This window comes from Paraeggerthella hominis (assembly GCF_021044775.1).
GTDB classification, from domain to species: Bacteria; Actinomycetota; Coriobacteriia; order Coriobacteriales; family Eggerthellaceae; genus Paraeggerthella; species Paraeggerthella hominis.
Genome location: NZ_JAJNOQ010000001.1, coordinates 391,634 through 418,158, shown reverse-complemented (window position 1 = coordinate 418,158; position 26,525 = coordinate 391,634). Strand labels below are relative to the sequence as shown.

Annotated in this window: 27 protein-coding genes; 16 read left to right on the top strand and 11 right to left on the bottom strand. The window is 64.1% G+C overall.

Annotated elements, in window-relative coordinates:
* Positions 1 to 62: 62 nt before the first annotated feature.
* From LQE90_RS01850 to LQE90_RS01835, 4 genes are all read left to right on the top strand, one after another.
* Entirely contained in the window at positions 63 to 1,613 is a 1,551-nt protein-coding gene (locus LQE90_RS01850) for a ribonucleotide reductase subunit alpha (protein ID WP_114565887.1), read from the top strand.
* A 3-nt stretch (positions 1,614 to 1,616) separates the two neighbouring features.
* Positions 1,617 to 2,198, top strand: coding sequence for an RrF2 family transcriptional regulator (locus tag LQE90_RS01845; protein ID WP_114565886.1), 582 nt, complete (start codon positions 1,617 to 1,619; stop codon positions 2,196 to 2,198).
* A complete protein-coding gene (locus tag LQE90_RS01840) occupies positions 2,189 to 3,067 on the top strand; it encodes an HhH-GPD family protein (RefSeq protein ID WP_216528636.1) in 879 nt (292 codons plus the stop codon). Before LQE90_RS01845 ends, LQE90_RS01840 begins: the two co-directional genes overlap by 10 nt.
* Before the next feature lie 273 nt (positions 3,068 to 3,340).
* Entirely contained in the window at positions 3,341 to 3,922 is a 582-nt protein-coding gene (locus tag LQE90_RS01835; RefSeq protein WP_216528635.1) for a manganese efflux pump MntP, read from the top strand.
* A 175-nt stretch (positions 3,923 to 4,097) separates the two neighbouring features.
* Here LQE90_RS01835 and pheA read toward each other — a convergent pair whose 3' ends face one another.
* Positions 4,098 to 4,949 carry a prephenate dehydratase gene (gene pheA / locus LQE90_RS01830; protein ID WP_114565883.1) on the bottom strand — a complete coding sequence of 284 codons (852 nt, stop codon included), beginning with the start codon at positions 4,947 to 4,949 and terminating at the stop codon, positions 4,098 to 4,100.
* A 360-nt stretch (positions 4,950 to 5,309) separates the two neighbouring features.
* Between pheA and LQE90_RS01825 the strand changes: the two genes are divergently transcribed.
* From LQE90_RS01825 to LQE90_RS01815, 3 genes are read left to right on the top strand one after another with little or no spacing between them, the layout of a single operon-like run.
* A complete protein-coding gene (locus LQE90_RS01825) occupies positions 5,310 to 6,521 on the top strand; it encodes a hydrogenase small subunit (protein WP_114565882.1) in 1,212 nt (403 codons plus the stop codon).
* Between the two features lie 6 nt (positions 6,522 to 6,527).
* Complete coding sequence (locus tag LQE90_RS01820; RefSeq protein WP_231088166.1) at positions 6,528 to 8,174, top strand: nickel-dependent hydrogenase large subunit; 1,647 nt, start codon at positions 6,528 to 6,530, stop codon at positions 8,172 to 8,174.
* Between the two features lies 1 nt (position 8,175).
* Positions 8,176 to 8,874: a cytochrome b/b6 domain-containing protein gene (locus LQE90_RS01815; RefSeq protein ID WP_114565880.1), complete on the top strand. Its 699-nt coding sequence runs from the start codon at positions 8,176 to 8,178 to the stop codon at positions 8,872 to 8,874.
* Positions 8,875 to 8,994: 120 nt separating this feature from the next.
* Here the strand turns inward: LQE90_RS01815 and LQE90_RS01810 are convergent, their stop codons facing one another.
* Positions 8,995 to 9,552 (bottom strand): NADPH-dependent FMN reductase, encoded by a 558-nt coding sequence (locus tag LQE90_RS01810; RefSeq protein WP_114565879.1) that lies wholly within the window; start codon positions 9,550 to 9,552, stop codon positions 8,995 to 8,997.
* Positions 9,553 to 9,649: 97 nt separating this feature from the next.
* Here LQE90_RS01810 and LQE90_RS01805 point away from each other — a divergent pair, with 97 nt between their 5' ends.
* From LQE90_RS01805 to LQE90_RS01780, 6 genes are all read left to right on the top strand, one after another.
* Positions 9,650 to 10,078, top strand: a complete 429-nt coding sequence (locus LQE90_RS01805; protein ID WP_216528633.1) for a viscotoxin-A3 — start codon at positions 9,650 to 9,652, stop codon at positions 10,076 to 10,078.
* A complete protein-coding gene (locus tag LQE90_RS01800; RefSeq protein ID WP_231088165.1) occupies positions 10,075 to 10,626 on the top strand; it encodes a hydrogenase maturation protease in 552 nt (183 codons plus the stop codon). Before LQE90_RS01805 ends, LQE90_RS01800 begins: the two co-directional genes overlap by 4 nt.
* A gap of 160 nt (positions 10,627 to 10,786) precedes the next feature.
* Positions 10,787 to 11,209, top strand: coding sequence for a DUF488 family protein, N3 subclade (locus LQE90_RS01795; RefSeq protein ID WP_216528632.1), 423 nt, complete (start codon positions 10,787 to 10,789; stop codon positions 11,207 to 11,209).
* 174 nt (positions 11,210 to 11,383) lie between these two features.
* Positions 11,384 to 12,073, top strand: coding sequence for a TetR/AcrR family transcriptional regulator (locus tag LQE90_RS01790; RefSeq protein ID WP_216528631.1), 690 nt, complete (start codon positions 11,384 to 11,386; stop codon positions 12,071 to 12,073).
* Positions 12,070 to 12,618, top strand: coding sequence for a flavodoxin domain-containing protein (locus LQE90_RS01785; protein WP_114565875.1), 549 nt, complete (start codon positions 12,070 to 12,072; stop codon positions 12,616 to 12,618). Before LQE90_RS01790 ends, LQE90_RS01785 begins: the two co-directional genes overlap by 4 nt.
* A 112-nt stretch (positions 12,619 to 12,730) precedes the next feature.
* Positions 12,731 to 13,147, top strand: coding sequence for a PaaI family thioesterase (locus LQE90_RS01780; RefSeq protein ID WP_216528630.1), 417 nt, complete (start codon positions 12,731 to 12,733; stop codon positions 13,145 to 13,147).
* 19 nt (positions 13,148 to 13,166) lie between these two features.
* On the opposite strand, the gene LQE90_RS01775 is transcribed toward LQE90_RS01780, so the two are convergent.
* From LQE90_RS01775 to LQE90_RS01765, 3 genes are all read right to left on the bottom strand, one after another.
* Positions 13,167 to 14,309, bottom strand: coding sequence for an aldo/keto reductase (locus tag LQE90_RS01775; RefSeq protein ID WP_216528629.1), 1,143 nt, complete (start codon positions 14,307 to 14,309; stop codon positions 13,167 to 13,169).
* A 58-nt stretch (positions 14,310 to 14,367) separates the two neighbouring features.
* Positions 14,368 to 15,030 (bottom strand): endonuclease III, encoded by a 663-nt coding sequence (gene nth, locus LQE90_RS01770; protein WP_216528628.1) that lies wholly within the window; start codon positions 15,028 to 15,030, stop codon positions 14,368 to 14,370.
* Positions 15,031 to 15,182: 152 nt separating this feature from the next.
* A complete protein-coding gene (locus LQE90_RS01765; protein WP_147269838.1) occupies positions 15,183 to 15,551 on the bottom strand; it encodes a hypothetical protein in 369 nt (122 codons plus the stop codon).
* On the opposite strand from LQE90_RS01765, the gene mfd reads away from it, so the two are divergent.
* Positions 15,544 to 19,029, top strand: a complete 3,486-nt coding sequence (gene mfd, locus LQE90_RS01760; RefSeq protein WP_216528627.1) for a transcription-repair coupling factor — start codon at positions 15,544 to 15,546, stop codon at positions 19,027 to 19,029. The genes LQE90_RS01765 and mfd overlap by 8 nt on opposite strands.
* On the top strand, positions 19,026 to 20,003 hold the full coding sequence (locus tag LQE90_RS12480) for a DMT family transporter (protein ID WP_231088164.1): 978 nt from the start codon (positions 19,026 to 19,028) through the stop codon (positions 20,001 to 20,003). The genes mfd and LQE90_RS12480 overlap by 4 nt, the downstream gene beginning before the upstream one ends.
* Here the strand turns inward: LQE90_RS12480 and LQE90_RS01750 are convergent.
* Complete coding sequence (locus LQE90_RS01750; RefSeq protein ID WP_231088167.1) at positions 20,000 to 20,083, bottom strand: DUF1697 domain-containing protein; 84 nt, start codon at positions 20,081 to 20,083, stop codon at positions 20,000 to 20,002. The genes LQE90_RS12480 and LQE90_RS01750 overlap by 4 nt on opposite strands.
* Before the next feature lie 119 nt (positions 20,084 to 20,202).
* On the opposite strand from LQE90_RS01750, the gene LQE90_RS01745 reads away from it, so the two are divergent.
* Positions 20,203 to 21,294 (top strand): dipeptidase, encoded by a 1,092-nt coding sequence (locus LQE90_RS01745; protein ID WP_216528626.1) that lies wholly within the window; start codon positions 20,203 to 20,205, stop codon positions 21,292 to 21,294.
* Positions 21,295 to 21,394: 100 nt separating this feature from the next.
* Here LQE90_RS01745 and LQE90_RS01740 read toward each other — a convergent pair whose 3' ends face one another.
* The 5 genes from LQE90_RS01740 to LQE90_RS01720 all read right to left on the bottom strand — a co-directional run bounded on the left by LQE90_RS01740 (position 21,395) and on the right by LQE90_RS01720 (position 26,519).
* On the bottom strand, positions 21,395 to 21,796 hold the full coding sequence (locus tag LQE90_RS01740; protein WP_216528625.1) for a PaaI family thioesterase: 402 nt from the start codon (positions 21,794 to 21,796) through the stop codon (positions 21,395 to 21,397).
* A gap of 83 nt (positions 21,797 to 21,879) precedes the next feature.
* Positions 21,880 to 22,923 (bottom strand): hypothetical protein, encoded by a 1,044-nt coding sequence (locus LQE90_RS01735; protein WP_216528624.1) that lies wholly within the window; start codon positions 22,921 to 22,923, stop codon positions 21,880 to 21,882.
* 54 nt (positions 22,924 to 22,977) lie between these two features.
* Positions 22,978 to 24,075, bottom strand: a complete 1,098-nt coding sequence (locus LQE90_RS01730; protein ID WP_231088163.1) for a 4Fe-4S dicluster domain-containing protein — start codon at positions 24,073 to 24,075, stop codon at positions 22,978 to 22,980.
* Positions 24,068 to 25,561: a glutamate--tRNA ligase gene (gene gltX / locus LQE90_RS01725; RefSeq protein ID WP_216528622.1), complete on the bottom strand. Its 1,494-nt coding sequence runs from the start codon at positions 25,559 to 25,561 to the stop codon at positions 24,068 to 24,070. Before gltX ends, LQE90_RS01730 begins: the two co-directional genes overlap by 8 nt.
* Before the next feature lie 199 nt (positions 25,562 to 25,760).
* Positions 25,761 to 26,519 (bottom strand): lipoprotein intramolecular transacylase Lit, encoded by a 759-nt coding sequence (locus LQE90_RS01720; protein WP_216528621.1) that lies wholly within the window; start codon positions 26,517 to 26,519, stop codon positions 25,761 to 25,763.
* Positions 26,520 to 26,525 lie beyond the last annotated feature (6 nt).

Here is a 26,525-nt window from a genome sequence, read left to right as displayed (position 1 = left end):
ACCTCAACATAGTCATTTTTGCGCACGATGTGCAGATACCATACGCAAAGGAGGTTGGGTACATGCTCGAGAACGACGCGAACAGCTCGCCCAGCCAAAACGACGAGCACGAAAATTCATCCAGCGAGTACCTTCGCCGAGCCGCGCAGGCTTGCGCAGCGGGCGATGCGGTGCTGGGGATGCACCTGTACCTTGCCGCTTTCGAGCAGGCGCGCCGCACCGACGGCACGGCGCCCGACGAGGCGGCGCTCGAAGGCCTCAAGCAGGCGTGGGCGCTTGCCTGCGCGCTCAAGGAGCGCTCGATTGCCGAATACGTGTTCGAGCGGTTGGAGCCGTACCTGTCTTCCGACGAAACGGTCTCCTGCGCCGAGCAGCTGCAGGGCCTGGCTCTCGACAAGCTGCAGGAGTTCGGCCTTTCACGCGAGGACCTGGAGGACATGACGGACCTCATCTCGCAGGACTTTCTGGGCCTTGACGGCGCGCGCCTGCTGCGCGTCGAGCACGTGACCGCCCCGGCGCAGCGCGCCGGGAAGGCGAAGGACGCTCCCGAAGCGGCCGTGCCCGCCGAAAAAGATGCGTCGGCAGGTTCCGAAGACGCGTCTTCTTCCGGCGAGGTCGAAGCGGCGTCGGAGGAAAGCGCGGATGCGACCGGCCATGACGCCGACAGCGCGGCCGTTCTTTCCACGCTCGAGCGCATCACGTATCGAGAGCTGGTGGGATACGATCGAACAGTGGCGCTCATGCGCGATTTCGGGGTGGGCATGCAGGGCGACCCCCAGTTCCAAGAGCTGGTCAGGCAGCTGAACGCGCGGCACGGGCTGGATCGCATGCCCGCCGCCGACGCGCTGCTGTTCCGCTCGCCGGCGCGCGAGGATGCGAACCGGTTCATGGTTGCCACGCTAGGCGAGCTGGGCTTGCCTGCGCTGCGCATGCGCATGGAGGAGAACCTGCAGGGCATGCCCGTCCTGTGCGTGATGGCCCAGGCCGACCGCCAGCCCCAGTTGAACGCGGCTCGCAACGCCTTCGAAGGCGCGGGCGTTCTGCTGCTGGAGGATCTTGACCTGTGGGCGTCGCCGGTGTCCGAGCCTGCGGGGGACGATCTCGGCGGCTTCCTCATGGCAAGTTTGTCCCGCGGCGCGCGCGAGGCCATCAACCTCATACGCTCGGCTGTCGAGAACCCCGACGTGTTCGTGCTGGCGTCTGCGTCCGAAGCGGGGGAGATCGAACCGTTCTTCTACGATCTTCTGGAGCCGCTGTCCATCGTCGACATCGATTTTCCCACGGCGTCGGAGCGCGCGGACATCTGGATGGAGATCGCGCGCGAGCATCCTTCGCTGCGCGGCGTCGACCAGGCGGCCCTCGTGCGCTATTCTGCCCAGATGCCTCGCTACGACATCTACATGGCGGCGCGGGAGGCCGTGGAGGAAGCCTACAAGGCAAGCCTTATGGCGCGGCGCTACGTGCCGGTGACGGCGGACAATCTGTTCGACAAGATGGCGGCCTACCAGCCGCTCGATTCGGAGGAATACCGTGCGCTTGAAAACGCGGTGATCAGCGATTTTCGCCGCGACCTCGAGCACTTGGAGGACCTGCTGAAAGGGGAAGAGGGATAATCGATGGACATCACGCGACGCTGCGATTACGCTTGCAGGATACTTCGTGCCGCTTATAAAAGCGGCGACGCTTACGTGTCGGTGTCCGATATCGCCGAAGACGAGGACATCCCTTACGCGTTCGCGCGCAGCATTCAGCACGACTTGGTCAAGGGCGGGCTTATCAAAACGGTGCGCGGAGCGCGCGGCGGCCTGGCTCTCAATTGCGATCCTGCGGAGGTCACGCTGCTCGAGGTCCTGGAGGCTATCCAGGGTCCGGTGAGCGTGTCGTTGTGCGTGCTGGACCCCGAGTATTGCGAGAAGCAGAAATCCTGTGCGTACAACAAGCTGTGGCAGGGCGCGGATCGCCTGCTCAACGATTACTTCGGCTCCATTACGCTCAAGGATTTGATCGAGTTGGGGGCAACGCATCCCGTGGTGGAGGCGGCTCTTGCGAAGGCTCGCGGCAAGGAGGCTCCCGTGCATGCGCCAGCCGACGCTCGGCCCGAGGCGTGCAGGGTGGCAAGCTGCTCGGTTTCCTGCGCTCATCTGACCGTCGAGGCTCCGGACGACGCGAACCCGGAAAGCCCGCAGCCGTGCGCGTAGCGGGTTTCGATTCGCCTTCGTGGCCCGCCGACGCTCCGTTAGCTCGCGAGGCGTTCGAGGCCAAGGTTCGCGAAGAGGGCGCGCTGCGCTATCGGGAGCTGCCTTGGCGCTATCTGGACGATCCCTACGCGGTTTTGGTTTCGGAGGTCATGCTTCAGCAGACGCAAGTGACGCGCGTGCTGAAGCATTGGGAGCGCTGGATGTCGCTGTTTCCCACGGTCGACGCGCTGGCTGCGGCCGGCACCGCCGATGTTCTGGCGCAATGGCAGGGGCTTGGCTACAACCGGCGCGCCCTTGCTCTCAAGCGCGCGTGCGAGGAATGCTCCGCCACCCATGGCGGCGCCCTTCCCGACACGGCCGAACAGCTGCAGCAGCTTCCCGGCATCGGCCCGGCTACGGCGGCCGGCGTCATGGCGTTCGCGTTCGGCAAGCCTTCGATCTACATTGAGACGAACGTGCGCACGGTGTTTCTGCATGAGGTGTTCCCCCAGCGCGACAAGGTGTCCGATCGGGAATTGACGCCGCTCGTGGCCGCTACGTGCCCGCAAGACGATGCGCGCGCCTGGTACTACGCGCTTCTGGATTACGGCGCGCATCTGAAAACGCTTGTCGCCAATCCCTCGCGGCGCAGCGCCCATTACGCGCGGCAATCGACGTTCGACGGGTCGCGCCGTCAGAAGCGCGCCGAGCTGGTGCGCGTGGTGTTGGCCGAGCCGGGCATCGGCTTCGACGATCTGGCCGCTCGCCTGGATGCGTTCGAGCGCGCGGCGGGCCGCGACGGCGTGGATGCCGAGACGTTCGAGTCCATCGTAAACGACCTGATGCGAGAAGGGTTCTTCCGCCAAGAAGAAGGCGTCTTCCGGGCGTAGCGCGCGGTCCGCTAAAAGACGGGCGCGCGAGCGGGTCTCTGTGGTAAAATACCTCAATCCCGTGGGGGAGTAGTCGGCGCCGTACGGCGTGGCTGGGTCAACATACTGCTTCGGACGAAGCTGGCCAGCATTAAATGACAAGACTCGCGGTGTGACGAAGGCGTCGCACCGTGCATTTCCGCAACCGGCGCGCGCCGGTATTTTTATGCCCTGATGCGGGGAAGAGGCCGCACGGGGTTTGCTGGGGTCGAAGGCGGACGAGAGGATTGCGCTGTGGGTTTTGTCGAATTGCTGCTGGTGGGCGTAGGTTTGTCCATGGACGCGTTTGCGGTTTCCGTGTGCAAGGGGCTGTGCATGAAGCGCCTGAACATGCGTCAGGCGTTGGTGATCGCGTTGTTCTTCGGAGGGTTCCAGGCGCTCATGCCTCTGATCGGCTGGGCGTTGGGCACCCAGTTCGAGCAGTTCATCACGCCGGTTGATCATTGGATCGCGTTCGGGCTTTTGCTGATCATCGGCGCGAAGATGCTGTGGGACTCGTTTCACGGCGACGATGACGAGCAGCTGTCCTGCGCGGTGGACGGGCGGCTTGACCTGCGCGAACTAACGATGATGGCGGTGGCTACCAGCATCGACGCCTTGGCCGTGGGCATCACGTTCGCGTTTCTGCGCGTTGATATCGTGGCTTCGGTGGTCGTCATCGGCGTGACCACGTTCGCGCTTTCCCTTGTCGGCGTTGCCGTTGGGCACCGCTTCGGCGCGCGCTACGAAAAAACGGCCACCATCGCAGGCGGCGTGGTCCTCATTCTCATCGGCCTGAAAATCCTGCTCGAGCACCTGGGAGTACTGGCGTTCTAACGATTCCCGAGAACCTTCCAGGTAGAACCCGGGCCAGCGAAGAGCTGCCCGGTGGAATGGCCGCGATCGGCGGAGGGGCTGGGGAAGAGGTCCGCCAAGCGAGTTCCGCAGCGAAGCGAGGACTGTCTGAGCGATCGGGTCTCTTCCCCAGCCCCGGTTCCCATAGGTTGATGCGCTATCCGATCGGGTAGCTGCCGAGCACCTTCACTTCGCGCAGCTTGAGGCGCAGGCAGTTGAGCGCGGTTTGCACGGGCAGGTCGTTCACGCTGCCTTCCAGGTCCACGAAGAACATGTACTCGCCAAGCGCCTGTTTGGTGGGCCGGGACTGGATCTTGGTTAGGTTGATGCCCGCGTAGGCGAACTCGGACAGGATCATGAGCAGCGCGCCCGCCTTGTCCGCTTGCAGAAACAGCGCGAGCGAGGTCTTGAAGCGCTCTCCCTCGAAAACCGGCGGATGCCCCTGGCGGCCGATGAGCGCGAACGAGGTTTGGTTGCCGTAGTGGTCCTCGATGCCCGCCTCGGCCACGCGCGCTCCGTACAGCTGTGCGGCGAACGAGTTGCCGATGCCGGCCACTTCGGGATCGGATGCGGCTAGGCGCGCGCTCTCCGCGGTGGAGGACGTGGTGATGGTGGCGCGCCCCGGAAGCTGCTCGTTCAGGTAGCGTCGGCATTGCGCGAGGCCTTGCGGATGCGAGGCAACCGTCTTGATGCGCGCAAGGTCGCTTTCGGGATGCACCAGCAAGCAGTGGTGGATGTCGAGCACTTCTTCGCCGAGGATCGTGGCCGAGCTGCGAAACGCGAAGTTGTCGAGCGTGGCCGTCACCGGACCTTCGAGGGCGTTTTCCATGGCTACGACGCCGTAGGTGCAGCGGCCGCGATCCACGCAGTCGAACACCTCGCTGAAAGACGGGCATTCCACCAGGTTCGGCTCGTCGATTCCCAGGCGCGCGGCAAAGGACCGCGCGGCCTCGTCGCTGTACGTTCCGGCGGGTCCCAGGTAGGCGAAAGAAGCTTCTGTCAGCGTCATATTGAATCCTTCTAGTTCTCAGGCTCTCATTGCATATCGTGTGCTATCATACCCGTTTTGCGACGGGAGAAGTGGTGCACGACAAGAAACCGAACGGTCGCTTGCGTCGATTTACGGCTGGTTTCTTGCGTCGGACTGTTTGCATAGCGGGGGGCGAAACCCGGCAAATGCTGCATCAAAATGCAAGCATGAGCCGAAATGGTGAATACTGTTTGTTACGGCTTCGGACGGCGGTAACACTTTCGCGCCATTTGCGGGTTAAACGTTGCGCTCGCGCACCTTTTCTCCATTTTTGCATAACCGTCGTGGAGAATGCATAAGCAGGTAAGCAAGACGAGAAGCACCTGAGGAGGTGTGCACATGGGAAAAGAGGCCACCGTATCTGAGTTTCAGGATATGCTGGCGGCTCGAGGAGTAAGCCGCCGCGATTTCATGAAGCTTTGCGGCGCGGTCGCAGTTGCCGCCGGGCTGTCCGAACTGGCTGCTCCGAAGATAGCGCAGGCTCTCGAAAAATCCGTGATCGGCGCAACGAAGGGTAAGTTGTACCCGGTCATTTGGATTGAAGGCGCGTCGTGCACGGGTTGTACTGAGTCGTTCGCCCAAGTTGAGACGCCGAGCGCGGCTACGATCGTGCTCGAGATGATCTCGCTCAACTATTCCGAGACGCTTTCGGCCGCTGCCGGTCATTCCGTCGAAGAGGCGAAGGCGCAGACGATCGAAGCTGGCAACTACATCCTTATCTACGAGGGAGCTGTGCTGGAGGGATGGGGCGGCCAGGCTCTGCGCGTCGCCGATGCTCCGGGCACGCATCATCTGGAGGAGGCTGCCGCGAACGCCAACGCGGTCATCGCGCTGGGATCTTGCGCGGTCAACGGCGGCTGGATGGGCGCGCATCCCAATTCCGCGGGCGCCTTGGGCGTTCAGCAGTATCTGGAGAAGGCCGGCATCAACGTTCCGGTGGTAAACATCCCCGGCTGCCCGGCCAACCCCGAGTGGCTCGTGTCGGTTTTGGTGGACGTCGTCCTCATGGACAACACGCTGCCCGCGCTTGACAGCCAGAACAAGCCCGTCGGCATCTTCGGCCAGACCATTCACGACAACTGCGAGCGTCGCGGCCATTTCGAGAACGGCGAGTTCGTGTACCAGTTCGGTTCCAAGGAAGAAGCCATGGGCTACTGCCTGTACCCGCTGGGATGCCGTGGTCCCCAGACGAAGTCCAACTGCGGCGTCGTGCTGTGGAACGACCGTCGCAGCTGGTGCGTCCAGGCCGGTTCTCCCTGCATCGGATGCTGCGAGGCCAACCCCAACGATCCGGGCCAGAACTGGGTCGAGGTCAACACCCCGTTCTACAAGCGCCATCGCGACCTGCGCATCGGCGACTGGATGGTCCAGCCCGGCACCATCGCTTTGGGCATCACCTGCTTCCTGGCAGGCGCCCTGGTCGTGCACGGCTTCGGCATGAAGCTGTCCGGACGCATGGACGGCGGTGCGGACTTCGAGAAGGTGCGCGCTTGGGATGCCAAGCACCCCGACAAGTCCATCGGCAAGTACGACGATAAGGAAGGGAGGTAAGCCTACATGACCCGTTCAGTCATCGACCCGGTCACCCGTATCGAGGGCCATCTCCGCATCGAGATGGAAGTCGAGAACGGCAAGGTCTCCGACGCCTGGGTGTCCGGCGGCTGCTTCCGCGGTATGGAGCTCGTCGTGCAGGATCGCACGCCCGAAGATGCGGCGCAGATCGTGCAGCGCATCTGCGGCGTGTGCCCGGTGTCGCACGCTCACGCGTCCGCCATTGCCGCCGAAAAGGCTTACGGCATCAAAATCTCGAACAATGCGCGCATCATCCGCAACCTGATCGAGGGCGCGCAGTTCCTGCGCAGCCACATCCTGTGGTTCTACAACCTGGCTGCGCTCGACTACGTGAACCCGCTCAACGCGCTCAAGGCCGATGCGGCCGACGCGTACGATTTGGCGCAGGCTGCCGGCACGTCCATCAACAGCGACTTCAACGTGTTGAAGGAGCGCCTGACGAACTTCGCCGACAACGGCCAGCTGTCCATCTTCTCGGGCAACTGGTTCGACGCCGAGGACGGCACCGCCTATCAGCTGCCGCCCGAGCTCGACCTCATCTGCACCGCCCATTATCTTGAGGCGCTGACCATGCAGGCGAAGGCTTCGCAGGTTTCCGCTTTGCTGGGCGGCAAGATGCCGCACGTCATGACGATCATCCCCGGCGGCACCGCATTCGTGCCCACCGATCAGAAGCTCGACGACCTCAAGGGCCTCGTCGACGAGATCTACACCTGGGTTGCCACCACCATGATCCCGGACACCTTGGCTATCGCTCCGTACTACATGGATGCGCTCACCTGGGGCAAGGGCTGCGGTCGCTACATCGCTTGGGGCGTGTTCGAGAACAAGAGCATGGAGATGGCGGATCGCTATCTGCCCATGGGCGTCGTCGACGACAAGCTCAACCTGTCCGACGTGCAGGAAAACCTCATCACCGAGTACATGGGCCGCTCCTGGTACAAGGGCGACGCGACCATGACGTCTCCGTACTTCGTTACGGAGCCGGAGTACACGTCCTACGACGTGAACGACCGCTACACGTGGGTCAAGTGCCCCGCGTACGACGGCAAGGCTTACGAGGCCGGCGGACTTTCCCGTATCTTGGCTGCGTACAAGCGCAACGTGCCGTTCGTCAAGGAGCACGTCGACGGTCTGCTCGAAGCGCTGGGCGCTCCCGGCCAGATCGGCGTTGCCCAGTCCACGCTCGGCCGTACCGCCGTTCGTCAGATCGAGACGCTCTACATCGCCGGCCTCATGAAGGAATGGACCGACGAGCTGGTCGAGGCCGTCAAGAGCGGCGACAGCGAGTACTTCCGCGAGCCCGCCACCATCACCGGCGCCGGCTCGGGCTTCTGGGAGGCTCCGCGCGGCGCGCTCTATCACAGCGAGACCGTCAAAGACGGCAAGATCGATGGTTACCAGATCATCATCCCGTCCACGTGGAACCTGGCTCCCATGAACGGCAACGGCGAGAAGGGCCCGCTGGAGCAGGCGCTTATCGGCGTGCCCGTGGGCGATGTGGAGAAGCCGATCAACGCTTTGCGCACGGTTCACAGCTTCGACCCCTGCACGGCATGCGCGGTGCACGTCACCGAGCCGGCCACGGGCAAGAGCTTCGAAACCGTCACGAGCCCGTGGGGGGTGAAGTAACATGGCGCACTTGGCACATTATCGCGAAGCGCATCCGATGCCCTTCGTCATCACGCACTGGATCAACCTGGTTGCGATGGTCCTGTTGATCGTCACCGGCTTCGCTATCCACTTCCCGTTCTGGCCGCTCTTCATGGGCATTGCCCGCGGCGTGCATGTGTTCTGCGGCTTCGTGCTGTTCATCAACTGCATCGTGCGCGTGCTGATGGCGTTCTTCGTCAAGTCCGCTCCGGACGGCGGTACGCGCTATCAGGTTACGGACTACAAGACGTGGCTGCCGCAGGCTGACAACCGTCACCAGCTGGGCGCGTGGATCAAGTACTACCTGTTCCTGAAGAAGGACCATCCGCTGGGCGCCAAGCTGGGCGTGCCGCAGAAGATCAGCTACCTGATGATCCCGATCCTTATCATCGTCATGTTCTACACGGGCCTTGCCCTGTGGGCTCCTACGATGAACCTCGGGTTCTTCGCGGCTGGCACCGACCTGGTGGGCGGCCTCATGTCGATGCGCATCATCCACTACTTCATGATGTACATCTTCATCTGCTTCATGCTCATCCACATGTACCTGGCCAACATCGAGGGTATTTCCCCGACGCTGCTCATGTTCTTCTGGAAAGAGCACGGCGGCTTGGTCTACGATCCCGAGAAGCACACGATCGTGGGCGAGGACGACCTGCATCACAAAGAGAAGGCGTAAGCGCTCTTTGTCGAAAGCGGTATGACGTACGAACCGGGCCGGATCCCTCGAGGGGTCCGGCCCGGTTTTTTCATCGGTGGCGGGCTTCTCGCGTGTGCGTGCTCGTCCTTGTGCTTGCGCTTACCGCGCGGCTTCGATGAAGCGGACGAAGGCGTCTGCCTGTCGTTCCAGGTAAGGAGCGGACGCGTCCAGCTTGAGGACGCCGTCTTGGGCTTGCGAGCCAACGTGCGGTATGCAGAGGCGGGGCTTGTTCATGACGCGCGCGTTGAGGTAGTTCAGCATGCCGGCAAGCTGCTCTTGCGCATGCTCGGCGCCGCTCATGCCGATGCTGGCTCCTGAAAGGGCTACGGGCTTGCCTACGATGACCGGCCCTTCCGTTGCGCTGACCGGCCGTGAGAGCCAATCGAGGAGGTTTTTGAGCGGCCCGGGAATAGCGTGGTTGTATTCGGGGCTGAACAGCCACACGCCGTCGGCGTCGCGAACGGCTTGCCGTACGCGAGCGATGGCAGGAGGCTCGGGGTGCTCGGAGTCTTCGTTCATAAAGGGGACGTCGTCCCAGTTCAGAATAGTGAACGTTACGTCGGGGCGTCGCTGTTTCAGCAGTTCGCCCGCCGCCTGCGCAACTTGGAGATTGTAGCTGCCCACGCGTCTCGACCCTACGATGGCAAGTACGTTCATGTGCTCTCCTTCCGCTTTGCCGGACCCTCCCGTAGAAGGGTGCTTCCTAGACTATAATGGCAGGGAATCATCAAGGTTTCGAAAAGGATACCGAACTGTGGCTGAATTAACCGAAGAGCAAATCGCGCAAGAAGAGAAGTTCTTGGAAGGCGTGCCCCGCGTCAACGTGGGCGCGTTGTTCCTTCCTCCCATCTGGGGGCCGGCGCACGGCATGTGGGCCACTATCCTGTTCTACCCCCTCTGGCTGTTCGCGGACAACACGTTCTATGCGGCGTTCGCGCAGCGCACGCCCTTGGCCATCGGCGTTGCGCTTCTGGTGCTGCTGACGTTGACGGCCGGGACGGTGGCGTTTTCCATCGTGGCCCAGCCGTTCGCTGCGCATCGGGCGGCCAAACGGGGCGTCGACAAGGAAGCGTACTTGAAGCGCGAGCGCGTTTGGGCTGTTGCGAGCGTGATCATTGGGCTGTGCATGCTGGCTGCGGCGACGTACTACAACCTGGTCGTGCGTCCGACGATAGGGGCGTGACGGCTGTGATAGCGGATGATGCTGCGAAGGGCTGCGACGACGCCCGCGCTTTACGTTCCATCGCGGTTCTGTGCGTGGGCAACAAGCTCATGCTCGACGACGGCGTGGGGCCTGCCGTATACGAGGAGCTGATCGAGCGCTACGAGATTCCCCAGAACGTGCAGCTGTTCGATTTGGGGTGCCTCAGCCTTGACATGCTCGATTCCGTTCGCGCGTTCGACATGATCATCACGGTGGACGCCGTGGACGGCACCGATGCCGAGCCGGGCACGGTGTTTCGCTTCGAACCCGATGCCATGGCGCGCCGAAGCGGAGCCAGCGCATCGCTGCACGACCTCAAGCTGATCGACCTGTTCGATTCCGCTGCGCTTCTGGGATACCGGGCGGAAGGCCTGTGCTTGGGCATGCAGGTGGAGAACGCCTCGCCCGCCGTGGTGACCATCGGGCTGACGCCGCGCGTGCATGCGGCCCTGCCGCTTCTGGTCGATACCGTGGCGGGGGAGCTTGCGCGCTTGGGCTCGCCGCTTTCTCCGAAGACGCTCCGCTAGCGTTCGTTCTGCGCATCGCTGCGGGGTGGCGGCGCGTCAACGCGGCATCTTCGATTCGGTGACGGTCGCCCGGTGCTTCTCCTGCGCGCAAGCATGCGCGCTATCGTTTTCGAGAAACGGTAGGATCGCGCGCTGCGCGGTTAGAAGGAGATGCACGTCTATGCTTATACACACGATCAGCGCGTACGAAACTTCGGCAGAGGATTTTTTCGGTCGTTTGGCCGACTGGCGGGTCGATATGCTGCTTGATACGCGCCTGAAGAACACGAACCAGCTTTCCGGTTTCACTAAACGCGATGACCTGGCGTTTTTTGCTGACAAAGTGGCGCATGCGCAGTATGCGCACGACAAGCTGTTCGCTCCGGCTCCCACTATGCTCGAGCGCTACCTCAACGGCAACATAGGGTGGGAAGCTTACGCGAGCGCCTATCGAGCCGACATGGAAAAGCGTGCGGCGGTCGCGCGGTTCTTCGAGCGGTACGGCGATTTCGAATCGGTTGCGCTTGTCGGCACGGCTACGCGCAAGCGCCGCTCCCATGCCGAAGTGCTTGCGGACATGCTTCGGGAGGCTTTGGAATCGTAGGCGCCCATGCGCCGTTCGGCTTGGCGCGGAAAGGGCGCGGTTCTGGGGTCGGCGTGCGGATCGGTCCCGACGGCTGCACCCCTCTGCCGCTTCATCCAATCCGTCTTCTTGTAAAACTAGCACTTGCTTGGTATTATACTAGCAAGTGCTAGTTTTACTTGAGGGGAGATCATCATGCCGGAAGGCAAGCGGGGCGCGCCGACGCGCGACCGGATACTCGACGAGGCGTTCGGGCTTTTCGCCGATCGCGGGTTCCATGCGGTTTCCGTTCGGGACATCGCGGCGGCCGCGGGCATCAAGGACGCGTCGCTGTACAACCATTTTCCTGGAAAGCAAGCCCTGTTCGACGCGATCATCGCGCGCGAGCTCGACCGTTTGCGCGCGATGTTCCAGCCGAAGGGCGTCCTGTTCGACGTCGGGGACGACCCGCGGGAATACGACCCGTCCGATCCCCGTGCGCTTGAGAGGCAGGTGCATGAATCCGTCAGGCCGTTTTTCGAAGATGCTTCGCTGCGGCAGCTGCGTCGCCTGCTCGTTATCAGCCAGTTCGAGAGCGAGGACGCTGCGCAGGCGTACCGCCTTGTGTTCATCGAGCGCCCGCTTGCCTTGCAGCGGTCGGCTTTCGAACATGGAATGGCAACGGGGACCCTGCTGCGCGACGACGCCGCACGGATGGCACTGGAGTTTCAAGGCCCGGTGTTTCTCATGCTGCATGCTGGCATGACCTGGGACGAAGCGAAACCGAAGGTGAGCGCGCTCCTGGCGTCGTTCCTGCGGCGCTACGGCGCGGCGGGGAAGGCTCCTGCGGGCGCCGCTGCGCCTTCGGGTTCTTCGGAAGCAGCTGATGAAAGAGGACGCTCATGACGTGCTTGGTGGCATACGCATCTCAAACCGGGTTCACGCGCGCGTACGCCGAGTGGATCGCGGACGATCTGGAATGCCGGGCCGTTGCGTACGGTCAGGCGACCGACGAAGACGTGGCGGCGTGCGACGTGGTGGTTATGGGAGGGTGGTTCCATGCGGCCTCGCTTGCCGGAGGATCGTGGCTGAAGCGCATGCGCAAGGCTCATCCGAACGTCCGCTTCGTCGTGTTTGGCGTGGGCGCGACTCCTGTAGAGTGGACCGATCAGGTGGAAGAGGGCTTGGCCCGCGCGCTGCCTTCGCCGGACTTCGACGACGTGCCGCGCTTCTACCTGCGCGGAGGCTTCGACTACGCCAAGCTGGGCCTACGCGACAAGCTTATGATGAAGCTGTTTCTCAAGGCTCAGGAGAAGGCGGCGCAAAGCGACGAGCGAGCCGCTGCGATGCTGGAGGGCATGCGCGAGGGCTTCGACGGCACCGATCGGGATGCCATCGTCCCCGTGGTTGCCTGCGCGAGGTCGCTGCTGGACGAGGCGGTGCGACCGTAGCGCCGCTCCGTGCGGTGTGCGCGCTGCGCGCTGTGCCACGCCGACGCGGGATTGCCCATCATGGCGCTTAGCCGGCCGCCGTACAATGGGCCGGACGGAAAGGAGCGTGCGCATGGTTCGATACGATGCGGCTATCGCGGATGCGATGATGGTGAACGTAACGGCTCAAAAAGAGCTCGAGAGCCTGGAGATATTCGAAGCCGAGCGGGGGCGCGTGGCGTTTCGGCTCGACGTGCCGCAGGAGGTGCTGAACTATCACGGCACCATCCACGGCGGCTTTTTGGCGACGTTGTGCGAGATCGCCGCAGGCATGGTCGCGTATTCGTGCGGCGTGAGCAACGTGGCGTTGACGAGCTCGGTCAACTTCGTCAAAGCGGTGGGGGCCGGCCCCCTTGTCGTAAGGGCGAAGACGTCCCACGAGGGTCGCAGCACGGTGATCGCGCATTGCCGGGCCGAAACGTCCGAGGGGCGGTTGGTGTGCGAGGCCACGTTCACGCTGTTCGTGCTCGGGCCGCTTGAGCGGGCATAGCGGTCCGAGCATCCGGGCGCTACCCCAAGAGGAGCGCGATCTTCTCCATGCGCTCGGCTATCGGCACGCCGAAGGGGCATCGGGGCTCGCAGGCGCGGCAGGCAATGCAGTCCGCAGCCGTGGCGTCGAGGGCGTCGTAGTGCGCCTTGACCGATGCAGGGGCCTCGCCTTGGACGGTCGCCAGGTCGTAGAGCTTGTTCGCCATAGCTATGTCGATGCCGGAGGGGCAGGGGGCGCAATGCCCGCAGTAGGTGCACTGGCCGTAGTAGGCATGCTTGGGGGCGCTTGCCAGAACGGTCGCGTAATCCTTCTGGGCGTCGCTCGAGGTTTCGTAGCGCACGGCGTCGGTAACGTGCGCTGGCGTGTCGAATCCGGCTAGGATGCTGGCTGCGGCGGGCCGGGTGAGCGCGTAGTGAATGCACTGGATGGGCGTGAGGGCCACGCCGAACGGCGAAGCCTCGGCGCTGAACAGGCGCCCCCCTGCGTATCCTTTCATGATGGTAAGCCCCACGCCCTCCCGTTCGCAAAGCGCGTAGAGCTCGGCTCGAACGGGGTCCATGCCTTCGAGCGCGTCGTCATAGTCGAAGGCGAATGCCGTTTCCAGGCTGGTCGTGGCCGGCAAAAGGTCGAAAGCCGGGTTCACGCTGAACATGATGACCTCGATCTTGCCCGAGCGCGCCGCCGCCTGCGCCACGTCGGGGCGATGTGTGGACAGTCCGATATGGCCGATGACGCTGCTTTCCTGGAGCTCGTGCACGTAGGCGAAGAACGGTCCGTTCATGATCTGGTCGAACTCGGCAAGGTCGTCCACGTAATGGATCATGCCCACTTCCACGTGATCGGTTGCCAGGCGCGCGAGCAGGTCTTCGAAGGCGTTGCGCGCAAGGTCGAGGTCGCGCGTGCGCACGTACTGCCCGTTTTGCCAGGTGGATCCAATGTGGCCTTGGATGATCCACCGATCCCGGTTGCCTGCGATGGCCTTTCCCAGGTTGCTGCGTACGGCGGGCTCGGCCATCCAGCAGTCCAAGATGTTGATGCCGGCCTGCATGCAGGCGTCGACGACGGCTTGCACCTCGCTGGCGGACTTGCGCTCCATCCACTCCGCTCCGAACCCGATCTCGCTCGCTTCCAAGCCGGTGTTGCCCAGTTTGCGATAGCGCATGTGGTTTCCCCCTTGTTGCTCGATTCCTTTTCGGGCGTCGTTTCCCGTCCGCCCGAGCCTACGCTTTGCCGCAGTTGGGGCAAAGGTCGCAGATGAAGCACTCGCCGCATTTCGGCCGCCGTGCGATGCAGGTTTCGCGGCCGAACAGCACCCACTGGTGGTTGATGGGGCCCCACCATTCGCGAGGATACAGCTTGAGCAGCGCGTCCTCGGTTTTCGCGGGCGTGTCGGCGGAGGGTCCTGCAAGCTTGAGCTTGTGCGCGATTCGGAACACGTGCGTGTCCACGGCGATGCCTTCGACAATGCCGAACGCCTCGTTGAGCACGACGTTCGCGGTTTTGCGGCCCACTCCGGGAAGCTTCTGCAGCTCGTCGATGTCGCGCGGAATCTGGCCGCCGTACTCGGACACCACCAGCTGCGCGCACTTGATCACGTTCGCGGCTTTCGTACGGTAGAACCCGATGGTGCGGATGATTTCTTCGACGTCGGCTGGGTTGGCGGACGCCAGGTCGGCTACGGTGGGGTAGCGTTCCCAAAGCGCCGGCGTTACCTTGTTGACGCCCTTGTCGGTGGTTTGGGCGGACAGCAGCACGGCGATGGTCAGCTTGAACGGGTCGCCCCAGTAATGCAGCGCGCATTCGGCGGCGGGGTAGTGCTCGTTCATGCGCTGCGCGATTTCGATGGCGCGCTCGCGTTTCGCTTTCACGGTTTCGCGGGGCAAGGGATCCTCCTTTGCAGGATGCGATTCGGATGCGGTCAAGTATAGTGAACTTTCGGGTTGGTGTCTGCTTGCAAGACGGGCTGCGGGTGTTTTCGGCTTCGCTGGCCGGCTGGTTTCGAGATCGTGTCAAATCGAACGAGTTTTGCTGGTCCTCAATCAAGAATAAAGCGAGTGCGCAAGTCTTTGACCAGGCATGATGAAAAACGCCCCTCGATCATTTTGCTCAGGAAGGCGAAAAACCGCCGCAAAACTCGCTCAATTTGGCAGCGGTTCGATCCGCCGGTGCAAACTGCCTGTTTGCGGGCGGGCGAACGGCAGGCGAACGGGAGCGGCTTGCGGCTTGCATCGATGTTCTTTGTCGGTTGCGGCCGGTTGCCCGCGCCTTCCGCGCGGGCTTTAAGGTACACTGGTCGGCGCTCGTGCGCGCGCTGTGCGACGGGCGCATACGCAACAAAGCTGCAAGCCGCCCATCGCGGCTTTTCGTGCTGCTCGGATAGAGAAAAGGGAACGACCATGCTCATCGACTCGCTCACGTTCGCATTGGAGAAATCCGGGTGCCTTGACGCGTTTTGGGACAAGCTGGACGCGGGCGAGGACGGCGCGCTCGGCGTGGCGAACTCGGCGCGCCCCTTCCTGATTGCCGCCCGTTTCGCGCACAGGCCGCAAACGACCCTGGTCGTGGTGGCGGGCGAAGACGCGGCGGTGTCGTTCGCGCGCAGCGTGGCGGCTTATCTGGGCGACGAGCGTGTCGTCCGCTTTCCCGAACGAACCGACTATCCGTTCAATCCCAAGCCCAGCGACGCGAGCATCGTGGCGCGCCGCATGGAGGCCGTGCATGCGCTTTCGACCGGACGGCCGGTCGTGGTGGTGGCAAGCGCCCGCTCGCTCGTGCGCATGCTGGCTCCGGCCGGCTCGTCGGTTGCGACGCCGGTTGTGTTCGAGGCCGGGAAGGAACTGGGCGCTATGGAGGGCGCCGACGCGGCGGGCATCGCTTCCTTCGAGGACGTGGCGCGCGCTTTGGAAGAGCGCGGGTACCGCAACACCGGCGAGCTTGACGGGCCGGGCACCTTCGCCGTTCGCGGGGGCACGATCGACGTGTACCCGGGAAACCTGGTGTACCCGGTTCGGTTGGACTTCTTCGGCGACGAGTTGGACGAGGTGCGGCGCATCGTGCCCTCCACGGGCCAGACCATTCAGGCGCTTGCGCGCGTGGAGGCGTATCCCGTGATGGAGTTCTCGTGCTCGAAAAGCGCTCTTGCCCGAGCCCGCAAGAAGCTCGAACGCCCAGCTCAGACGAATGCCGCTTTACGCGATGCGCTGGAGAAGCTGGACGGGGGCCTGCGCTTCGACGGGTCGGACATGCTGCTGCCCTACCTGTACAACGAGACTGTGACGCTGGGCGCCTATCTTCGTCGCGACGCGCTTTCGGTGCTGGTGGAGCCGCGTTCCCTGTTCGACGACATGACGCATGCCTATGACGACATCGCGGGTCGCGCGAAGGGCACGGGCATCGCCCTCAAGGGGCTGTACGCCGAACCCGGCGCGGTCAGCTTCGGGGAGGGCCAGCGCGCAACCTACGTATCCATCATGCGCGTGGGCGGGCACGTGGACGACGAGCTTCCCGTGAAGCGCGTGGAGGTAGCGGGGCATCCCGACAAGCTGTTCGGGCGTTTGCGCAGCTTGGTGGACACCGACTACACGACGGTGTTCAGCGCGCCGAACTTCCGGGCGCGCCAGGACATGAAGCTGGCGTTCGTGGACCACGGCCTGCCGATCCAGGAGACGCTTGACGTCGAGCAGGATCCGAACGAGACGGAAGGCGCGGCCAAGCGACGGTTGCGCCGCGGCGTGGTGAACGTGGTGGACGTGGACGTGCCGCTGGGCATGATCATACCGAAGGCCAAGCTTGCGGTGATCAGCGTGTCCGATACGCAGGGCGCGTCGACGGCGCGTCCGAGCAGGCACGTCGACATCACGGAGATCACGTTTCCCTACAAGCCGGGCGATTACGTGGTGCATGCCGCCCACGGCGTAGCCCACTTCAAGGAGCTTGTGCGCCGCGACGTGGACGGCACGGCGCGCGACTACCTGCTGCTGGAGTATTCGGAAGGCGACAAGCTGTACGTGCCGGTGGAGCAGCTGGACCGCGTGACGCGCTACGTGGGTCCGGAGGGAGCGAGCCCGCGGCTTACTCGCCTGAACACGGCCGATTGGTCGCGCGCCATGAAGAAGGCGCGCGCCGCCACGAAGAAGCTCGCCTTCGATCTGGTGGACGTGTACGCGCGCCGCGCCACGGTGCAGGGCTACCGTTTCGAGGCCGACACGCTGGCGCAGCGCGAGATGGAGGAGGCGTTCCCGTACCAGGAGACTCCCGACCAGCTTGCCGCCATCGCCGACGTGAAGGCCGACATGCAGTCGGCCAAGCCGATGGATCGCTTAGTGTGCGGCGACGTGGGCTTCGGCAAGACCGAGGTGGCCCTGCGCGCCGCGTTCAAGGCGACTCAGGATTCGAAGCAGGTGATGGTGCTGTGCCCGACCACCATTTTGGCGCAGCAGCACTACACCAACTTCAAGGAGCGCTGCGAGCCGTTTGGCGTGACGGTGGAAGTGCTCTCGCGTTTCCGCACGCCGGCCCAGCAGGCGGCGGCGCTTGCGGGCTTCGCCGACGGCAGCGTGAACGTTTTGGTGGGAACGCATCGCCTGCTCTCCCGCGACGTGAACCCGCACGATCTGGGCCTGGTCATCATCGACGAGGAGCAGCGTTTCGGCGTGGGCCACAAAGAGCAGATGAAGAACCTGCGCGAATCCATCGACGTGCTGACGCTTTCGGCAACGCCCATTCCGCGCACCATGCAGATGTCGCTTTCAGGGGTTCGCGACATGAGCCTGATCCTCACGCCGCCCGATGAGCGGCGCGCCGTCGAGGTCCACGTGGGCGAATGGGACCCCGACGTGGTGAGCGCTGCTATTCGGCGCGAGCTGGCGCGCGGCGGGCAGGTGTACTACGTGTCGAACCGGGTGCGCTCGATCGACGAGGCCGTGCGCCGCGTGACGGCTGCCGCGGGCGAGGCGCGCGTGGGCGTGGCTCACGGCCAGATGACGCGCGAGCAGCTGGAGCGCGTCATGGAGGACTTCAGCGCTGGCGAGCTCGACGTGCTGGTGGCCACCACCATCATCGAGAGCGGCATCGACAACCCGCATACGAACACCCTCATCATCGAGGACTCGCAGCGCTTGGGTTTGGCGCAGATGTACCAGCTCAAGGGCCGTGTGGGCCGGTCGTCCACGCAGGCGTACGCCTTCTTCATGTTCCCCGAGCACATGGAGCTTACCGAGGAGGCTGCCGCGCGCTTGACGGCGTTGAACGAGCATACCGACTTGGGCAGCGGCATGCGCATCGCCATGCGCGATCTGGAGATACGCGGAGCGGGCAGCCTCATGGGCGCCGAGCAGTCGGGCAACATGTCCGCCGTCGGCTTCGACCTGTTCGCTCAGATGCTCGCTCAAGCCGTGACGGCTACGCGCGAGGGCGACCTGAAGGCCGTCGATCAGCTGCCGCCGGCCTTGTCCGACATCACGGTGAACGTGCCGGGCCATACCTACCTGCCCGAGGACTACGTGCCGGAGGCGGACGAGCGCGTGCTGTGGTACCGCAAGATCGCGTCGGCGGCGACCGAGCAGGCCGTCGAGGACGTGTACCAGGATATGGCCGACAAGCGGCCCGATATGCCGCAGGCCGCGAAGAACCTGTTCGAGAAGGCGCGCATCAAGGCATTTGCGAACGAGCATCACATCAAGACCGTTTCGGTGACGGCGGGTCGCTTGGTGGTGGAGCCGATCGACGTGTCGCGCGACCAGATGACGCCGCTGCGCCGTGCGGGCGGACGCTACCTGGCCGACAAGCGCAAGCTCCAACTGCCCCTGCGCTATTTCAAGCTTGACGAGGGCGATAACCTTCTGGGGCCGGTCGCCGAGTTTCTGAAAGAGCTGGCGAAGTGACGGGCGAGGCCGTGCGGGCGGGCGAGGCGTTTTTCCGCCAACGTTTCTGGCGCGGGATCGCGGCTGCTTTGGTGGGCGCGTCGCTGTGGGGGTTCTCGGGGGCGTGCGCGCAGTTTTTGATCGCGGGGTACGGGGCTTCTCCCGCGTTCATCACGGCGGCGCGCATGCTGGGGGCGGGCTTGCTGTTCTTGGCGGTGCTGCTGGTTCGCCAGCGCGCGCACGTTCTGGCGATGTTGCGCGATCGGGCGACTTTGGCGCGTTTGGCGGTGCTGGGCGTGGTGGGGCTGTATCCTTCTCAGATCACGTACACGATCGTCGTCGAGTACACGAATGCCGGCACGGCTACCGTGCTGCAATGCATGGGCATCGTGTTCGTCATGCTGTATGCGTGCTTGTCTGCAAGGAAGCTGCCGCAGCGGCGCGAGCTGATCGGCTTGGTTTTGGCGATGGCGGCAACGTGGCTTATCGCCACGCAGGCCGATCCCGGAGCGTTCGCGGTGCCGGTTGAGGGCCTGCTGTGGAGCGTTGCAAACGGCTTGGCAGTCGCGTTCTACATCGTGTATCCGAAGCGCCTGTTCGCGCAGTGGGGAAGCTTGCCCGTAACGGGGCTGGGTATGTTCGCGGGCGGGTTGGCGGCGTTTGGAATGTGGCTGGCGGGCGCGGCCTGGGGCCAGCCGCCGGTCGTTCCCGGCTTCGACGCGGCCGGCTGGGCGGTGGTCGCGGCGATCATCGCGGTGGGCACGTTCGCGGCGTACGGTCTGTATTTGCATGGCGTGTCGGTGGTGGGCCCGGTGAAGGGCAGCCTGCTGGGGACGATGGAGCCGCTGGGCGCTACGGTGTTCGCGGCGCTTTGGCTGGGGACGGTGTTCACGGGCGCCGATTGGGCGGGCTTCGTGCTCATGATAGCCATGATCTTCCTGGTCACGGGCGAGAAGCCGCAACCGAAGGGCGAAGCAGCTGATACGCCCGATTAGCGCTTCTTCAGCTCTGCCATGGGAATGGCGTTTTTGCCGCTCACGTTCACGCCGCGAAGAAGCGCAACATATCTTTTCATAACGCCGCCTTTGCAAAGGTTTTGATTCGATCGTTGCCTATTGAAAGCGTGCGCGCAAGGGGCTTTGCAGCGGTACAATAGCAAGGCTTTGATGCGATTCGCGAGAGAGGAGCGCGGCCGTGGGGCTGTTCATGACGTTGGGAGATGCTTCGCCTGAGGAGGCTGCCAAGCTGTGGGGAGACGACATCTTCTCTCAAGCGAAGGATGCGAATCCTGATCGCTTGCGCGTGTTCGACCTGCATTGCGATACGCTCGATCGCCTGGCGCTTTCGGGCGATCCCGGGGTTCCGGGCGGATTCGCCGAGCATGATGCGGCAATCCCTCGCTCGCGCATGAGCTCGCTGGAGGACAACGCCGCCCATGTTTCGCTTGCGCGCACCGCGCCGTTTTCCTGGTGCCAGTGCTTTGCAGTGTTCGTCCCCGACCAGCTGCAAGGCGATGCAGCGTGGGCGCTGTTCGAGCGCGTGAGAAGGTTTTGGGAGACATCTTTGGAGCGCCATCGCGATGCGATCGCGCGCGTGCGCGACGTGCGCGAGATCGAGGACGCGTTTGCGGCGAGCAAGACCGCCGGGATGCTCACCGTGGAGGGCGCGTCGTTTCTGCAGGATGACGGAAAGGCGTCGGCGCGCCTTGACGCGTTGGCGGAAGCCGGGGTGCGCATGGTCACCCTTACCTGGAACGGCCGGAATGCGTTGGGAAGCGGCAACGAAACGCTTGACGGATTAACTTCGTTCGGGGGCGCGTGCGTGCGCGAATTGGAAGCGCGCGGCATCGTGGTGGACGTTTCCCATCTGAACGAGGCGGGCTTCAGGGACGTATGCGCGATAGCCTCCCGACCCTTCGCCACTTCGCATTCGAACGCGCGGGCGATATGCGACCATCCGCGCAACCTGGAGGATTGGCAGTTGCGCGAGATTGCCGACTGCCAAGGCATCGTCGGATTGAATTTCTGCCGGGACTTCCTATCGGACCTGCATGCCGATCCTTCGCCTGACGACGTGCTGCGTCACGTCGATCGCATCTTGGAAACGGCAGGGGAGGACGTGCTTGCGCTCGGTAGCGACTACGACGGCTGCGACGTGCCCAGCTGGCTCGATCCATGCGATCGCGTCGCCGACTTGCACGCGCTGCTCGAGCGACAGTTCGGGCCGAACGTTGCCGACAAGGTGTTCTTCGAAAACGCGCGCGCCTTCTTCGACCGCATGGGGTAGCGGCCTCGCCCGAAACGCCGGTTCGATTATCTTCGGGTAAGTAGCGTTCTGGTGGTGCGCCCGAATCCCGAGCGCTCCCGTGGCTTCCGGTCGCGCTTGCTTACCGGTAGCACGTAACCGTCATGCGCGCGATCTGCTTGCCCAGGTCGTCCTCGACGACAACGGTGTAGAAGGCCAGGTGACTGCCTGGCTTGTCGCATGTGGCAGTCGCGGTCAGCTTCGACCCTTTCGTCGAGCGGAGGAAGCTGATGGCATGGTCTACGGAAACGGTGGGCTTTTCGCCGATGTTGCAGGCTATGGCCAAGGCGAAGTCCGCCAACGTGAAGATGGCTCCGCCCATGACGCTTCCCATTGCGTTTCGGTGCACGTCCGACAGTTTCATGTCGCACACGGCTCGTCCCCTGCATCCTTCGACCACGCGGCAGCCAGCTGCTTGGGTGGCGAAGCGATCGTTCTCGAACACGGCTGCGATTTCTTCAAGGGAAGGGTTTTCGGAAAGCATGGGCGTCTCCTTTTCCGGGTACTCGATGCGAACGCCCCGACGAAGCCGGGGCGTTGCGAGGTTGCGTCAATGTGCGGTCGGGTTTATTCCGCGGGAGTTGCAACGGCGGCGTACAGCTCCAGGTAATCGCCGTCCGTCACGGTAACGGTTTGGGATCCCCCTGCGATCACGTACTTCGTCTGCGTAATGGAATCGCTGTCGAAGTCGAGATCCTTCATGACGAACGCCGCGCTGTCCTGCGATGCGTTCGCGGACGCCTCGGCGCTCACCGTGACGGTGTACGTTCCGGCGGGGATATCGACTCCCACGCGATACAGCCCGTTCTCGTAGGGAGCCGCGGGGGCGAAGCTCGCCGCCTTGCTCGGGTACATGCGCAGCTCGTCTTTGCCGGGCAGGAAGGCGATCGCGTCGCCGGCCTCAAGCTGTGCGAAGTAGTTGCCGAAATACGAGACCGCCAGCTCAAGCGAATAGGTTCCCGTGTCGTCGTCGCGATCGAACACGTAGTAGGTGCTCTCGGCATCCGAGCTTCCTTCGAGGAAGTAGAGTCCCGGCTCGATGTCCTTTCCCGGGCCTATCTGGTACACGCCGGCTGTGCAGCGACCGTCCTCGACGGTGCTCGGAAGATCGCCCACCGCTTTCTCGATATCCTCGAGCGTAAGCCCTTCGTAGCGGCTGGTGCCGTAGTCGTCCGGGTTGCCGTTTTCGTAGGAATGGTTGTATCCGTATCCCGGTCCGTCGTAGCGAGGGTCAAACGAATCGTTGTAGCTGCGATCGAAGTACAGGGCTCCGCACGCTACGCAGCCGACGCATCCGCCAACGCCTAAAACGAACGCCAGCAGGCACCCGCAGAGCACCCAAGGCCATACCTTCTTCTTTTGCGGTGGCTGCGCGGCGGCCGGGTAGGGAGGCTGCACGGGGTACGGGGGCTGCGGCTGCGGCGGCTGGCCCGCCGACGCGTAGTGCGGCGAGGGCGCGCCGGCGTAGGGGGATTGCGGCTGCTGCGGCTGGGGGCCGCCGTATGTCGGGGGCTGCGGCGGCTGGCTCGTGCTGCTGTAAGGCTGCTGGCCGTAAGGCGGCGCGGGCTGGTCGTTTTGCTGGTCGCCCTCGGGGCGCTCGGGTTCGTTCATGTGACCCTCCTGAAACTCTTCGTTGCGGCGTGCGGTGACGTGTCGCGGGCTTTGCTAGGCTTGTTCGCACCCAGCTTCTTCGGTAAGGAAAACTTCGGCGCTTTCCTCGATCAATTGCACGGCTCCTTGCGCGCAGGCGCTTACGCACAGGCCGCAGCCTATGCAGTAGCGTGCATCGAAAGCAAGCGTCCCGTCTGCGGGGTCTGGGTAGCGCGCGCCGGTCGGGCAGACGGCCGCGCAGTCAAGCGCGTTCGTGCACAGCGCACGGTCGGTGCAGGATATGACAACCGGTATGTTCGGAGCGATGGCGGGCTCGCGGTCGATGGCTTCGAGCAGCATGCGCCGTTTGGGATGCATGGTCTGCTTCGTGTGTCCTTCGGGGGCGAAGTCGTTGAACTGCGGGCTTTCGTTGAGGTTGAGCCGCGCTCGCGCCCGTGCGCGCTCCTTGCGCTCGTAAAATTGCTGCAAAACGTCCGAGTTGCGCAGACGGCGCTTGCCCGAGGCGACGTCTGCCACGTCGGCCGCCAGATTCGTGAACGCGCTGCGTCGATCGACCCCTTCGGGATTCGCCAGATCTTTGACCAGGTTCTCCTTTTCGGGAATTGTTTCAAGGTAGCCCACCTTGCGTCCCGTCCACTGCTCCGCCGTGGCAATGGCGTGCGTGAACAGCATTTCGCCGAACTCTCCCGCCCGGTCGCAGTCGGCGCAGTAAGCTAGGTCCCCCGCGATGCTCACGGGGATGTTCTCGGCCAAAACGAGCGTCCAGAACTCCGGGGAAAGCGTGGCCAGGCAGGGCAGCACCACCACGTTGGCGGCAGGCTGGAATCCGGGGAAGATGTTCTCCTTGCAGGTGATCACCACGTCCTCGCCGCGCAGGGCGATGCGCCGCACGCGGGCGTGCAGGTCGATCATCGTCACGCGCGTGGAGGTGAACGCGTCGCAGATTCCCAGGCAGATGCCGCAGTTCGTGCAGGCTTGCGCATCGATGACGGGCAGTTCCTCGGAGTTGAATTCAATGGCGCCGTGGGGGCATGCGCGTGCGCAGCGGTCGCATGCCGAGCCCCGGAATCGCGTGCAGAAATCCCGCAGCACAAGAATGCGCTGCGGGTGCACGGTCCGCTCATCCTGCGTGTTGTCGGCGACCTCAGCCACCGAACGCCTCACTTGCCACCTGGTCGATGCGCGCAAGCACGTCCTCGCGCGGCAGAAGTTCGATGCTCTCGAACAGCGGCGGCGACACCATGTTGCCGCATACGGCCACGCGCAGGGGCTGGAACAGCAGCTTCGGCTTCAGTTCCAGCTGCTCGCCCACGGCGCGGCATGCTTCCTGCAGCGCTTCGGCTTCCCAGGCCACGCTTTGGTCGGCAAGCACGCCGCGGCAGGCCGCCAGAGCTTCGTCGGCGCGAGCGCCCTCCTTCTTGAGCACCTTGTTGACGCTCTTTTCGTCAAGCTCGCGCACTTCGGGTCCCCAGAACATGAAGCCCAGCTTGGAAACCACGTCGTCGAGGCGCGTCAGGCGTTCCGCCACCAGGGGATACAGCCCCAGGTAGAACTCGGCGCGCGCAGAGATGTCCTCCGGCGTGGCGCCCAGCTCCAGCAGCCAGGGAAGCGACGCCTGTACCCAGGCGTTCGCGCCCATGTCCTTGATGTACTGGCCGTTCATCCAGTCCAGCTTCGTCTCGTCGAACACGGCGTCTTTCTTGGTCACGCGGTCCAGGCTGAAGCGCTCGCACAGGGTGGCACGGTCGATGAGCGTCGTCTCGCCGTCGAGCGACCAGCCCAGAAGCGCCAGGAAGTTCACCATGGCGTCGGGCAGGTAGCCGCGCTCGCAGAACTCCTCGACCGAGGCCGCGCCGTGGCGCTTCGACAGCTTCTTGCCGTCCGGCCCCAGGATCATCGACAGGTGCGCGAACGTGGGCACGTCGAAGCCGAGCGCCTCGTAGATGAGGATCTGGCGCGGCGTGTTGGACAGGTGGTCGTCGCCGCGGATGACGTGCGTGACGCCCATGTTCGCGTCGTCGCACACCACGGCGAAGTTGTAGGTGGGGGAGCCGTCCGTGCGCACGACGATCATGTCGTCCATCACCTCGGCTGGGAAGCTGACGTGACCGTACACGGCGTCGTCGAACTCGATGGGGCCGTGGTTCTCGGGCACGCGCAAACGCCACACGTGCGGCTCGCCTGCGGCGATGCGCGCAGCTGCGTCAGCGGGGTCGATGCAGCGACAGGTGCGGTCGTAGCCGGCGTAGCCGCCTTCGTTCGCCTCGGCTGCGGCGCGCTTGGCGTCGAGCTCTTCTTTCGTGCAGAAGCAGGGGTACACGCTGCCGCGCTCTTTCATGAGTTCGAGCGCTGCGGCGTACGTGTCCATGCGCTGGGTTTGGAAGTACGGTCCGGCCTGGCCGCCCACCTCGGGGCCTTCGTCCCAGTCAAGGCCGAGCCACTTCATGGCATTGAGGATGACCTGCACGTTTTCTTCGGTGGAGCGCTCGGGGTCGGTGTCTTCGATGCGCAGGATGAAGTCGCCGCCCATCGCGCGGGCGAACGCCCAGTTGTAGATGGCCGTACGGGCTCCGCCTACGTGCAGCCGCCCGGTAGGCGACGGGGCGAATCGAACGCGAACTTTCTTCTCGTCTGTCATAGCCGTGGTAATCCTCCAGTTGAATAACGTCATGTTCAAGCCGAAGCGCGGGCTTCGGCGGTGCTTGCAAGTATAGACAACCCGAAGGCCGGAGCAAACCGCGGCTGGCCCATCCTCACTCAAAATGCTCGACCGAGCAGCAGCAGGAAGCTGCTCGCGCACGGGTCGCGCAGCGCCGAGAACCTCGCCGTCCGCTTTCTTAACGGGGAAGGCTCCGGCGCCGCAGCGCCGTTCCCGTGAACGCGGCGATCAGGGACAGCGCGCCCGTGACCGTCAGCCAGACGGCCCCCATTCCCATCCAGAATGCGGGCGGGTACATGGTGATGAGCAGCGACTCGTACGAGAACGTCCAGGTTCCGTCGGCGAAGAACAGCGAGTGGAACGCGGCGAAAAAGCCGTTGAAGTCGACGACCACCCAGGCGGACAGCGCGGCGAACACGGCCAGCACGACGATCCCCGCGCAGGCCAGCGCGCCGCCCACAGCCCGTTTGCCAGCGCGTATGCCCAGGTAAACGCAGAACGCGACAGCGGCGAGGGCAACGGCGGCAAAAGCGACGCCCGCAGCCGCTATCACGCGGTGCACGTCGTCGAGGTGCGAGAGCGCTTCGGGGTTGAGCGTGTAGGCGTCGGGCGCGGCGGCAAGGGCTGTTTCGTCGGCTTCGGCGTAGGGCGTCTGCGCGTTGCGGTTGACGTCGCGCAGCATGGCGAACACGGCTTCCCGGTCGTTGGACCCCACGGTGTAGTCGCGCGTTGCGACGGCGGCTTGCACCAGATCGTCGTGCGAGAACGGCGTCGACGGGTTGTCCGCGCCGCTGAACATGCCGGCCAGCATGCCGGTGGTTTGCGGCAAGCAGCACGCGCCGAGCCCCGCCGCCACGAACGTGACGGCTAGGGCGATGGCGGCAATCCCCTGCGCAAGGCCGTGCTTTGCCCCGCGCCTTGTTTCGTGCGACGGCATCTTCGG